The organism is Cohnella abietis (assembly GCF_004295585.1).
Classification (GTDB): Bacteria; Bacillota; Bacilli; order Paenibacillales; family Paenibacillaceae; genus Cohnella; species Cohnella abietis.
This window is the reverse complement of record NZ_AP019400.1, coordinates 2409438-2423304: the sequence shown is the minus strand read 5'-3', so window position 1 is coordinate 2423304 and position 13867 is coordinate 2409438. Positions and strand designations below refer to the sequence as shown.

The window sequence follows — 13867 nt, the reverse complement described above, 5'->3', positions numbered from 1 at the left end:
CCCTGCTTAGCAAGGCTTCATATGAGATAAGCGTTTAATTCCAGGTGTTAATATTGTGCAGGTGTTATTTGTGATCCAGCATCCTTAGTAGTAGCACTGCCGCTTCCGCGCGTGTCGCCTCTCCCATTGGGATGAAGCGGTTGCCGCCGCGGCCACTGACAATACCCAGCTTTCGGGTCGCTTCGATTGCGCTTTTCGCCCATGCAGGGATGTTAGCATCGTCGGCGAACGCGGTTGCCTTGTTCGCTTCAAGCGTAAGTCCGAGCGCATGCGCGATCATCTTCGCCATCTCGGCGCGGGTGATGCGTGCATTCGGTCGGAAGCTACCGTCTTTGTAGCCATTGACGATGCCTGCTTCCACCGCATACGCCACCGCTTCCTTCGCCCATGCTCCAATCTTGTCTGCATCTGTAAAGGCGAGGCTGGCATCCAAATCCTTATTGTTCTGTGGGGATGTATTGCCACCATGAATCGACTGCATGGTATTGGCTAGCATAACCACAAATTCAGCACGGGTCACCGAATGATTCGGTCTGAACGTATCATCCGGATAACCGGAGGCAATTCCCTTTGTCGCCGCTTGCAAAATCATGACTTCCGCCCAATGTCCATTAATATCCGTAAAGGATACGGGCTGGTGCGGAGGCTCCTGTCCCTCTTTAATCCTTTTAACCGTCAGGGTATACGTCTTAGTCGCTCCATTCTCAGCCGTCACGAGGAATGTAAAAACGTTGTTACCCTCGTGCAGGTCAACTCGAATCCCGTCTTTAACCGTTTTACCCTGCATGGTAACGTTCGCCGAAGAATGTACGGCCGTCCCTGTTAGATCCACCTGCAACGCTGCTGTTTCAACGCGATATTCGGTCGTATCCGCGGCAAATACAGGCGTTAACGGAATTGTCTTGCCGTCTGCACGTAATATGAGCTCACGTAAATGGGCGTCTCCCGACGGAATCCAGACGCCACTGCTGCTGCTTGTGCTGGTAACGTTAACTTCGACGGTAGTCGTTACGCCGCTATTAGATATCGTGATTGTTGTAGTGCCTGCCTTCTTGGCTACTATCAGCCCATCCTTTGTTACCGTTGCAACTGTCGGATCTCCACTCGAATATGTGGTTCCTTTTGTCGAGTTTGTTAAATCATCTTCAGTACCTTCATCCTCAGTACCATCCGACAAGATGGCTTCCACGAACAGCTGTCGGGCGTTGTTCGCCTCTAGTTTCATGTTGACTGTCGCTGGCGATGCCTTCAAATCTTTGACCGTTTGATATTCGTAGGCTCCCATATCGACCTGTGCACCCACAATGCGTTTTTTCCTGTCAAGATCGGTGGAAATGCCCGATAGATCCGGATTTTGTCCAACAGCAAATACCCTTTTGTCCCCCGTGTTAATGGCAGGTGAATGGGTTCTTAATCTGTAATTCCCTGCGGTTGTTGGTTCAGTAATTTCTCGCTTAGAATCTTGGAACATAGGGTCCTTATCTATATTTCCACCCCCATCAACTCCAAAATCTTCGTTCCAACTGTTGTCACTGCCTACTGATCCTTCGATGAGACTATGATTTATGTTTGGAATGGAAGGCCCCACAATAATACCGGAATTATTATTAAACACGCTGTAACCATTTTCGCTGTTATTGTCCCAGATAATACTGTTGCGTATGTTGGGATTGCTAACATTACCGTTATAGATTCCACCGCCAAATTCAGCTGTATTGCCGCTGATCGTCACATTCGTCAAGATGGGGCTACTGTACAAAAAGTTATACATCCCGCCGCCAGATACAGCTGTATTACCGCTGATCGTCACATTAATCAAGATTGGGCTGCCACTACCAGGGTTATACACCCCGCCGCCTCTATTAGTAGCCGCATTGCCGCTGATCGTCACATTCGTCAAGGTGGGGCGACTAACATATTCATTTTGCATTCCACCGCCAGAATCAGCTGTATTGCCAATAATCGTCACATTCGTCAAGGTGGGGCTGCTACCAAAGTTATAAATCCCACCGCCATAATTAGCTTTATTGCCACTAATCGTCACATTCGTTATGGTGGGGCTACTATTATTGTTATACATCCCGCCGCCATTATAAGCCTTATTACCGCTGAGCGTCACATTCGTCAAGGTCGGGCTGCTGCTGTCGTTAAACATCCCGCCGCCAGAATATTGTTCATTCCCATTATCTGCATTCCCACCGGTAATCGTCACGCCGTCCAGTATTGCAGTTCGATCTAAACCCAATTTATTATGATAAAACACATGGTACGCTTTACTTGTGTCGTTCCCGTCAAAATCACCGCTTAGTATCGTTTTATTGGTGGTATAATCGCGATCGTCGAGCGAAAAATCTGAATCTTCATTCCCCTCGAATCCGCCGTATATGGCAACGCCGTTCTTCATTTCGAAATGGCGCTCACGCTCTACTCCTTTAGTAGGATAGTACGTTCCCGCAGCAATCCATATTTGTTCCCCGGCAATTGCCTTATCCAAGGCTAGCTGTAACGTCGCGACAGCCGTGGCCCAGCTTATCCCATCGTTTACATCATTACCGCCATCTGTCGCCATTTTCACATAAATAATCTTTGGCCCAGCGGCCTTCGCCTTATGTATACCCAGCCCCGGCCATACTACGCCAACCAGCAAGACTGCCGCCATTAATACGCTAAACCATTTACTCTTCCATTTTCCCACTTTTGATTCATCCTCTCGAGTAAATTCAATTCACCTTCAGTTTCGATAGCAAGTTCTAAGATGATCAACGTTATCTACTAGGCTTAAATATTTATTGTAATAGATAAAACAGTCCCCAATCTTAATGAAATCTTAATGGTTTTGGCTATATTCACACATCTTATATCCAGTAAAGTAGCGCATTTCCTCCTATATTTACCTCAATAACGCCACTGGAGTTCGTAAGAACAAATAAGTAGTCCATTTATCTGTAATAAGCACGATACGGTTTGTTAGCTAGGACACCCGCTGCCGCAGGCAAGATCGTAGTCGTTATGCGGATTGTAGCGGGAGTAGTGGAATGCGGTGGAATGCGGTAGGATGCGGTTAGTTACGGTTGGATGCGGTAGATTGCGGTAGGATGTGGCAGGATGTGGCAGTATACGGTAGGTTACGGCGGGACGCGGTAGGTTATAAACTGTATGGTGTCTTAAATAGGGTACTGATTTTAAACTTTTTACAATGCACAAAAAACCGGTCAGCAGCCGAGCCTGACCGGCCTTACAGTTAAGGAACTTTCCGCTTTCGACCTAATCTTGTTTCCGTTTCAAACGAATAAGCTCGCTCGAATAATCTCCCTTAAGTAAGAGCGGAATGCCGACATTCATCAGATTGGAGCCGTGCCGAATAACCGCCTCCAATCCAACTCGGGACACCTCATAGGACGCCGCTGGATCCAACCCTTGCAAGAGCAAGCTTCTCTGCTCCGAACCGAAATGCTGCGATTGAAGGAACGTAAAGATAACCGCTTCCTGTTGATCCTCGCTTATATATTGATATGCCGCTATGTTGGAGCGCTGCAACGACTCGAGCCTATACAGACTTCCGTGCAGTACGATGTGCCTGATTTCCTTGTAGAGCTCTACGTATCTTTTGGCTTCTTCAAGCTCTTCATTCGACCATTTGCCAATATTCGCCCCAATGCCTAATCCGCCCATCATCGAGCTGTGAAAGCGATACGACATCGGTAGACTCCGGTCATTGAACCCATGCGGCGATTCCGTAACCCAGCACATCATGACTGCAGGGCTGTATGCGTAAGTGAACCCTTCCTGAATCGTCAAGCGATCTCTCGCATCCGTATTATCGCTGATCCAAGCTTGATCGGCATATCTTAATATTCCGAGATCGATTCTAGCCCCACCGCCAGCGCACGTCTCGAATTCCACATGCGGGAATCTTGCCCTTAATTCAGCCCAAATCTCATACAGATGATCGACGTGTTTAATCCATATAGACTCGCCCGCTTGCTGCTGCAGCAACGACACAGTTCCAGGCTCTGTTATCGTTCGGTTCATATCCCATTTAATAAACTTAATATCATAGTCAGATAGCAGCTTAGTCATAAAATCCAGAACGAATTCCTTTACCTCGGGCAAACCCAAATTCAGCAGCAATTGATTGCGAAGCTGCGTGCCTTCACGGGTTGGAAATTGGTAAACCCACTCCGGATGTTTTCTATAGAGCTCACTGTCCGGATTAACCGATTCGGGCTCTACCCATAAGCCGAATTCCATACCCAATCCCTTAACCCGATCTATAAGCTCATTCAAGCCATTCGGGAACTTCTCCGGATTAACCTGCCAATCCCCTAATCCTGCACGATCGCTATTGCGCTTGCCGAACCAGCCATCATCCACAACGAAGCGTTCAACGCCAAGCTTGGCCGCTTGCTTGGCCAACTCCATCTGACCTTGTACCGTAACGGCAAATTCAGTCGCTTCCCATGAGTTGTAGAGAACTTTCCTAAGCTGGCGTGTCGGAAGCACGTAATCTTGTTGGTACTTATGGAGCTTTCGGCTCATCTCACCGAAGCCGCCGGAGCTGATGCCTCCAACAAATACGGGCGATGTATAAGCTTCTCCCGACTTTAACTGGAAGGAGCTGTCGAAATCGTTGATGCCGCCAGCGATACGCACATGTCCGAAGGTCGTCTTCTCGGCTACTATTTTCCAATTGCCGCTCCATGCCAGAGCTCCGAACCACACCTTGCCCGATGTTTCGTCAGCTTTGCCGTTATCCAGAGCAAACCATGGATTAGCATGCGGACCCGTAAATCCTCTTCTGGATTCAAGAACCTTTTTCCCCTCGGACAACTGATTTGATCTTAATTGAAATTCCCCAGCCCAACGGCCTGTCACGTGCGTTAGCCGGTACTCCGGAAGTGCTTGCACGGACCACACGGCGGACATTACCTGATCAATCCGGATTGGGTGCTCTTCATCGTTCACGACCTTCACGTGACGTTCGATCAGATCATGCTCGGGAATGACACAATAATGAATTTCTACCCGCAGCCCATAATGTTCATCCGCCAGATGAATAACCAATACGTTCTGTTGAATGATTTCAAAGCCTTTGTATTGTAATCTCAGATCTCGGACGCCATCACTGTAAGCTAGCTTTAATCCAGGCTCCGCATAGCTGCAGCCGCTCCATCCCCCATACTCCTCCGTCTCCCGATCTATATCTGCATCGAAGGAGCTATGCTGCTTGCCTTTCAACAAGTAGGCGCACTCCTCAGCTTCTACATGCCCTCCCCAATAGAGATGCTGAACCGTACCCTTGGCGTTGATTCCGAATACATAAGAAGAGGATGTTGTACGTAATTCAAAAAGATTTAGCTGTTCCCAATATTGGATTGACATGCAAACGCTCCTTTACAATAGCTTATCTTAAGGTAAATGAATAAATGCGCCTAGATGATTGCCATCCAACCTAAGTGCATGGACCAACTCCTCCGCAGCCTCTTCCCGACGACCAAGACCTAGTAGACCTAATCCTCTCATATAACGGCAGTGAATTTCGTTCCGCTTGTTCAGATCGTCCTCGAACACGAGGAAGTCTGGAAGGGAAACCGCGAAGTAATCAATCTTGACCTCGTCAAATAGATGTTTCTCAGAGTAATCTATTAGCTTGTTGAATCGTCTCTTCGCTTCTTTGGCATTTTCTAGCTTTAACCACGCCAGCCCTTGGTAAAAAATCATATCCGGCGGCTGATCGTTATAATACATCGCACTCGTTGGTTCCTCAAGCCCTTGGGACGCTATCCTGAACGAATTGTCCGCTTGCTCCGCGAGATTCAATCCTTCATACGCGCATCCGAGATAATAGAAAATGTTATTCTCCTGTGCGCCAGACAGCTTGCCTTCTCCCAAATTATCCGGATAAACAAGTGCTCTCAATAGCAAATCCTTTGCTTCATCATATCGATGCACGGACAAGCTCAACTTAGCAAGCTCGACAAGCGCGAGAACATATTGTCCAGTCGTCTTGCCTTCTCCCCCTTCCCAGGGATGGAACTTGCGCGAAGTTAGTAGATTAATTGCCGTCTCATGACGTTTCAACCTGTTATGCAAGGTTACATACTCCAAGTAGAGATCGTCTCTTGCCCGAACAAGCTCGAGATGAGCTTCCAGCCTTGCCAATCGTTCCTCAGGCGACATTTCAATTTTCTTATATAGCTGGTCAAGCTCATAGAAAACGCGAGCGTCGGTTACATCACAAGCGAACGCTTGCTCCAACGCTTGGCGGGCTTTGCCCGCATCGCCTAGCTTGTTGTAATAGGCTAATGCCAAATTTCGGTTCACAATCGGGAACGACGGTTCAATTGAACTGGAAATTTCCCAATGCCGGATGGCTTCGCTCTCGTTTTTCTTATCGTAGAGCAGGTTACCCAAATAGTAATGGGCTTTCGGATCGTTCGCGTTCTCCGCGATCGCAAACTGCAAGACGGCAAGATCGAACAGCGTATTCGGAAAACAGTAATCCGGAGAGGCCTTGCGTCCGGCATGCAGACGTCTTGAAGAGGCTTCTTTATCGCCGGCTAAAGCGTACAAATATCCGAGCGCGTAATGTACCATTGGATAAGTAGCATCCGTTTCGCCGGGAGCGATCATTTTCAGTACACCGATTGCTTCCGCGAACAAGCCAGCACTTGTGTAATCGGCAGCTAACGCCAAATGGTTATGCGCATCTTTCCGTAACAAGCTGAGAAGCTTCTCGTAAGCCTCTTGTGCAAGTTTCACATCGCCAGATGCTTCATAGGTGAGTTTTAGCTCGTTGTATGCTCCGAAATCGGCAATGTCCAAGCGGATGGTCTCGATGCTGAAGGTAGCTGCCTCCTTCAATCTGCCGAGCTTGCGCAGCAAGGCTGACTTCAAATCTCGTGCCTTATAGTTGCGGGAGTTGCGAATGAGCGAACGTTCTACCAATTCCAAAGCTTCTTCTATCGAACCTTTTTCCGTCGCGATCTGTGCCAGAGAAAAGTATCCAACGTCCTGCCATGCCGCGGACCAGACCGATTTATATAACGCTGCAAAAGCTTCCTCTAAGCGCCCCTGCATTTTCAACGAAACTCCTAGCTGATAATAAGCTTCGCCGTCATAGGGATTTGGGTTGCGCCATGTCGCGCTTTTGACCGCTGTACGAAAATGTTTCTCGCTTTCCGAGAACTGGCCTCTTCGGAGAAGCAACGTTCCGTATGCCACATTGATCCGAATATCCCCCTCATCCCGCTTCAGCCCCTCTAGATAATACGCTTCGGGCTCGAATGTCGCATGTCGGTACTGCTCTAGGTGTAGGCCGGCCAGATAGAGCTGCTCGTTCGTGCGTAGCTCGGATGGCTCCGGGAGCGGCTTGGCCGCCTCGGGGACTTCCTCAATTTCCGGCTGTTTAGGCGTATAGGCAACAAGCACACGATTATCCGCATTTCTAATCGTTACTGACAATTCATGCGCTTGAACGTTTGTGTCCAGCTTGATCGAGGAATGGAACGTCTCTGTAGGAGATAACGTCACCGTCTCCTTCATGTATGTTCGGCCCGCGCCGGTAAGCTCGACCGTCGCTCCCGCGAAGAGGGAAGTCGCGTAGGCATAAACACTGGCCGTCCCGGAATGCTCGTCGATTTCAAGATTCACCGCGGCTTCTATCGTTGCGTTCTTGACGACTCCGATATCCTTGTATGGCATGAAGTATTGCTTAAAAGTTTTTTCCTCGTAGGGCTGAAGCCATGTGAAGTCAGGTTGGTTATCCGTATAAACACCCGTCATGAGCTCAATATAAGGTCCGTCTTCATCCGTCAGGTTGTTGTCCCACGTTTGTCCGAACTCCCCATTCCCCCAAGTCCATTGCTTTTTACCCGGCGAGATATGGTGGTTCGCGACGTGCAGCAATCCCGCCTTCACTGCATGATCATAACCACCGACGAAATTATAATCGGACTTGTATGCCATATAAGAGGTCGGAACGGGAATGTTCTTGTACCGGGAAATATCGACACCCTCGGAATAATCCATCTTGTAATAGGTCCCCGTGGCGATTGGAAATCTCGAAACGTCACGTTTGCCATGGTCGAATACCGCGGTCACGTCCGGTGGGAACACAGATTGCGTATGGTCGTTAACGGCGACCGCCGGGTTCGCCCACCATAGGAAGGTCTGCGGCTCCGGAGTACGATTGTAGAGCTGAGCGGATATCTCTAGATAAGCCTTGTCCGGATATAGCGTGAATCCTGCCGTCACCTTCGTTCCGTACATGCGATCGATTTCACTTACCCATACGGTTGCACTGCCGTCTTCTCTCTTCTCTAAGCGATATTCCACCGGGCCGTATGTGTTTGGACGATGATGCTGAGGCCAATTAAATTCAATTCCTCCTGAGATCCAGGGTCCCGCCAAGCCGACGAGAGCAGGCTTAATGACTTGGTTATAGTAGACAAAGTCGTATTGATTCGTTCGGTCGATTGCCCGGTAGATTCGTCCTCCAAGCTCTGGCATAATCTCGATACGCAAATAATCGTTCTCGAGTATGACCATCCGATAAGGCTGGGGCTTCTTCTCGTCGTCTATCTTATCGATTACCGGATGAGGGTACACCTTTCCGGTGCTCCCTTGGTATACACGCTTTTCGAGGAACATTGGATTTTTATCTGGCATGCCGACACCATAGGTGGGAATCTCGACGATTTCTTCCCATACACGAGAATTCGCTGGGGTAGTAGACAATTTACTCACTCCTGTTTTTTTAGCTATGACTCTATTACCAATTTATCCGAACACGGCCAATCGGACAATTCACGATCCACTGAATATGATGGACAATAATCTGTTTTTTGTTTACGATCAAGCTATTATCGAATCGGGGGTAATCGAAATGCTAAAGAAAGCAGAAGGCTTCGACTCAGAGAAAATCATCGTGCTCCCACCCTATCTCGTGAGCGAGATGTTAACCCATCCCTTAATTCGCCCACTCTATATTACCGATATCGGATACTTTCCCCATGCCAATCACCATTATCGGGAAAGGCCGGATGGCTGCGACTCTTCCATTGTCATCTATTGCATTGGCGGCGAGGGGTGGGTAACCATTGGCGATATTAAATACAGTTTGCTCGAGGGAGACTTGGTAATCATCCCCGCCAAAACACCTCACTCATATGGAGCAGACGAAGTGAACCCATGGAGTATATTCTGGTTTCATCTTAAAGGAGAGATGATGGTTTATTACTTAGAAGAGCTTGTGAATGATCACGGTCCTTTGAATCTGTCGCACGGCGACGCGGAGAAATTCATAAATTTGTTTCATCAGATCTACGATACTTTGACCGCCAAATCCTACTCCATCCCCCATCTTGTCCACGTTTCGCAGACGACAGCCTATATGCTCAGTCTGCTTGTGCTCATTCCCGCGCGCAAGGATGAAGAACGTAAACGCCGCCATATCGAGAATGCGATGCAATACTTGGTGGAGAAGCTCGAGCACACTCTCACATTGGAAGAGCTAGCTCATCATGCCCGAATTTCCAAGCAGCACTTAAACGTGTTGTTCAAGTCCGCCACCGGATTCGCTCCGATCGATTATTATCACCGCATGAAGATGCGTCGTGCCTGTCAGCTGCTCGATTTAACCGATCTTAGCGTCAAGGAAACTTGCCATTCGCTCGGGTTTAAGGACCCTTATTACTTCTCCCGACTATTCAAGAAAATCATCGGCCTCTCCCCCTCCGCCTATCGCAGCAAATTAAAGGGGTGAGCTAGTCCCGCAGCCTGCGGGACTATAGGCTTACGACCTAGAATCGAATTCAACTCGTTACATAGAAAATGTGTAGTATTTTACCCTTGTGTATAGTTAAGTCCATTTACCCTCAAGAGGATTGAACTATACAGTGATGTATGTAAGCGCACTCATTACTTCGTGTTATGTTTTTGCTCAACTAATCTATTTTAGAGAGGATGAATGTAATGAGAATCATGAGATTAAGTAAACTAGGTGTCGCTCTACTGTTATGCTTTTCTGTTATTTGCTATCTCCCAGCCAAGCGGACGGAAGCCGCCGTCGTCGGTGTGCAGTCGGTCATCTCTCAAGCAGGGTATGGAGCCGGAGATCAGAAAAATGGTTTTGTCGTTTCGGATCATAAGCTGACCGATTTATCTTTCCAGATTTTGAACGGAACGACTACAGCCTATTCAGGAACGTTGAAGTATGAAGGTTTTTTTTGGAACAACTTTGTCTATCAAGCAGACTTTAGCTCGTTAGCAGCAACAGGTACCGCATTTAAATTAAGCTCGAACGGATCGACTTCGTTCGCGTTTCCGATTCAGACCAATATGTGGTCAGACTATTTGGACGAAATGACCGCATTTTATCGGATTCAACGGGCAGGTGTTGCTACCGTGGACGTGTTGCCACCAGGTTATACCAATACAACACCTTCAGCAAAGCTGTTCCACTCTGCCGGACATCTTGACGATGCAGTAAGCTCTGACGGCACCCAGCATTACGATTTAAGCGGAGGCTGGTACGATGCTGGTGATTACGGCCAATACGGCGGCAACCAATGGGTAGGCGGGGAAATTGCTCTGGCATACTTACGAAACTCCTCTTCCCCGTTGGTACAGTACGATAGAGACAACAATGGAATTCCAGATTTGTTGGACGAAGCCAGGTGGGGCGCGGAATACGGCATTAAGTATGTAGATGCACTGGGCGGGGCGTTCTACAATATTAACAACAACGCCGGCTTTGTGCATCCTGAGAAATCCACAAATAACATACCGGGCGATAGTGACGATCGGGAACTCGGTAGGCTAAGCGTTGGAGGCTCTGCCAAAGCAGCCGGTATGATGGCTGCGACAGCGAGAGCATTCCAGCAGGCAGGATTGGATCCAGCTTTTGTGTCCAGCGCTGAATCACATGCGATTACGGCATACGATTATGCTTATAACAATCAGGATAAAGATCAAGGCTCCTATGAGACGATAGGCCAAATCTCTAATGCCCTGCTATGGGCGGAGGTGGAGCTTTACTTGCTGACAGGAGATAGCACCTACAACCAGCGTGCAACAGATCGAATTAATACCTTAGAGATTACCGATGTCACCTCAACGAACTATTGGGATATGCGGCCGATGGCGCTGGTAGAATTCTACCCCGTAGCTGATACAGCGACCAAAACCCATATTCATAAATTGTTGAAGTCCAGTGTTGATTATTTCCTGTCTTCTTCTGAGGACACACCCTACGGTGTGTTAAATGAATTCAGTGGATTTGGTGTTAACGAGCCTCATGTTTCCTATTTAGGGGATCTGATGCGATATTATGAATTGTTCGGTGATCCCTCCGTATTACGAGCAGTGAAGAAAGGGATGTACTGGGTTTTCGGTAATAATCCATGGAATACGAGCTGGGTATCTGGCATCGGCTCGAACACGGTGAAATTCGTGCATACCCGTCTAGACGAGGAATCCTATTCCAACACGAACCAGGGCATTGTCGTTCCAGGCGCTATGGTCAGTGGCCCCAACATAACTGATACAAAGGACAATCGAAGCGAAAGCCCTTGGTATGTCGATCGTCCTCTATGGCAGGATGATTTGGGACAATGGCGTTATAATGAGTACAGCATCAGTATTCAAGTCGGATTACTCTATACCATTACTGCGCTTACCAACTATAACGAGAATCCCTCGGGAGGAACAACTCCCACTAAACTTCAAATCACAAGCCCGAAAATTGGGGATTACGTAACAGGAGTGGTTAAGGTATTCGCTGAGCCAGAATCGGCTATTTCTGACGTAACCCTGAACGGATTGAATATGACATCCAATAATGGGACTTACACAGGAACGATCGACGTGAGTTATCAGAAACCTTTCACGAAAAAACTTGTAAGGGTAAAAGGAACCGACAGCTTAGGCTATGATACCTACGCTAATACGCATTTTACCGTAGCTCCGCCCCTTCCTTCCCCTTCTACGCCATTGTTGTACGATAATTTCAATACAGAGGGAACGTTCGGATCCAAAAAATTAGATTGGGTAAATTGGTACAATCAGAATGGCGGTGTAGCAACCTTCGAACGGAAAAAGATAGATGGCCGCGATGTTGGAATTTTCAAACATACAGCTTCATCAACTTCATCGCAGGCTAAAATTCAGTCCTGGCATGACATCGTGGATTGGTCCGGCTACCGCTACATGCAGGTAACGGTCAAAAATCCGGACTCTCCCAATTTGCGTGTCCGATTCGAAATCGAAGACGGGGTGCGTGCGTACGGGGTTAGCGAAGGCAATCTTACTTTATCCAATGAGTGGACGACGCTTTTATTCGATCTGAATAAATTCCCGCTACTGGACAAGAAAAACGTAAATCTTGTCTTATGGATGAGTGAAACGGATGGCGGAACCGGCTCGTTCTATATTGATGAAATCATTGCCGTTAATCAGGCAAGCGGATCAGCTCCGACCATTACGAATACAGCATTATCAGCGACTACAGGAACTCCAGCTACCCCTTTCGTCTTCACTAGCACTTACCAAGACGTGGACAACGAAAAACCTTTCGCCGTGCAAGTCGTTATCGACGGTGTCATCCATAACATGCAGGAAATGGATTCCTCCGACGTGACCTATACCGATGGCAAAGACTATTCCTATACGACCAAGCTACCTCTAGGTGAACACAGCTACTACTTCATGACAACCGATTCGACATCCGATGTTGTCCAAACAAGTACTCAGAACGGACCAATCGTTAGCCCTCCTACGATTACTAAGTCCCGATATGAAGCCGAATTAGCTACCCTTTCGGGAGGCGCTAACGTCAATTCGAACCATACCGGGTACTCGGGAACCGGCTTTGTCGATCATTACGCATCAGTTGGTGCGAATACCCTTTGGACCGTGAACGCCTCATCTGGAAAGCAGGACTTGTTGATCAAATATGCGAACGGTTCGGCGGGAGGCCCTAAAACGGCAAGCCTTTATGTGAATGGAACCAAAACTAGCACAATTAGCTTTCCGAATGTGGGGGGCTGGAGCACTTGGGGGAGTGTAAAGCTACCAGTAACCCTCAATGACGGTACAAATACGATCGGAATTAAATATGATACAGGCGATTCGGGCAATATCAACTTGGATTACATTGAGCTCAATTCCCCGTTCTTAGATACAGAAGCACCTACCGTGCCCACGAATTTAAGGCTAGTAGCTAAAACAGACACCACGGTAAGCCTAACGTGGGCGGCTTCTGTAGATAACGTAGACGTTATGGGTTACGATATTTACAGGGATGGCACCACTTTATGTGGTACTTCCACAGTAACAGCCTTTACGTGCACCGGATTAGCTCCGAGCACCGCTTACAGCTTTACCGTAAAAGCCAGAGATGCCGTTCCCAACATCTCTTCATCCAGTAGAGCGTTAAATGTAACGACGAACTCTGCGAGATATGAGGCCGAGCTTGCTACACTTTCAGGAGGAGCCAGGGTCAATACGGATCATACCGGATATTCAGGCACGGGCTTCGTTGATCACTTCGGCTCTGTCGGTGCTAGTGCGTTATGGACCGTGACTACCCCTTCCGGTACTCATAGTCTGCTTATTAGGTACGCTAACGGTACAGGAAGCTCCAAAACGGCTACCCTGTACGTTAACGGTGTCAAGATTAAAGTGTTAAGCTTTGCTAATTCGAGCAATTGGAACACTTGGGCAACGATTACCGAACCAGTTGTCCTCAATTCCGGTAGTAATACGATTGAAATAAAATACGATTCCGGCAATTCAGGAAATATCAACCTAGACTACATCGAGTTTGCTCCCTAAGCAGTAATCTGCGTACCCGTACAACGAAGAG

The 13867-nt window shown here is 48.0% G+C and carries 5 protein-coding genes; 2 read left to right on the top strand and 3 right to left on the bottom strand.

Going from position 1 to position 13867, the window contains the following annotated elements; genetic code table 11:
* Window positions 1-64 precede the first annotated feature (64 nt).
* The 3 genes from KCTCHS21_RS10270 to KCTCHS21_RS10260 form a co-directional block, all read right to left on the bottom strand.
* A complete protein-coding gene (locus KCTCHS21_RS10270; RefSeq protein WP_130607393.1) occupies window positions 65-2695 on the bottom strand; it encodes an S-layer homology domain-containing protein in 2631 nt (876 codons plus the stop codon).
* A 569-nt stretch (window positions 2696-3264) separates the two neighbouring features.
* Window positions 3265-5382, bottom strand: a complete 2118-nt coding sequence (locus KCTCHS21_RS10265; RefSeq protein ID WP_130607391.1) for an alpha-galactosidase — start codon at window positions 5380-5382, stop codon at window positions 3265-3267.
* A gap of 27 nt (window positions 5383-5409) precedes the next feature.
* Complete coding sequence (locus KCTCHS21_RS10260; RefSeq protein WP_232058153.1) at window positions 5410-8739, bottom strand: DUF5107 domain-containing protein; 3330 nt, start codon at window positions 8737-8739, stop codon at window positions 5410-5412.
* Between the two features lie 25 nt (window positions 8740-8764).
* Here KCTCHS21_RS10260 and KCTCHS21_RS10255 point away from each other — a divergent pair, with 25 nt between their 5' ends.
* On the top strand, window positions 8765-9766 hold the full coding sequence (locus tag KCTCHS21_RS10255) for an AraC family transcriptional regulator (protein ID WP_232058152.1): 1002 nt from the start codon (window positions 8765-8767) through the stop codon (window positions 9764-9766).
* A 209-nt stretch (window positions 9767-9975) separates the two neighbouring features.
* Window positions 9976-13836 (top strand): glycoside hydrolase family 9 protein, encoded by a 3861-nt coding sequence (locus KCTCHS21_RS10250; protein WP_162309304.1) that lies wholly within the window; start codon window positions 9976-9978, stop codon window positions 13834-13836.
* The last annotated feature ends 31 nt before the right edge of the window (window positions 13837-13867 follow it).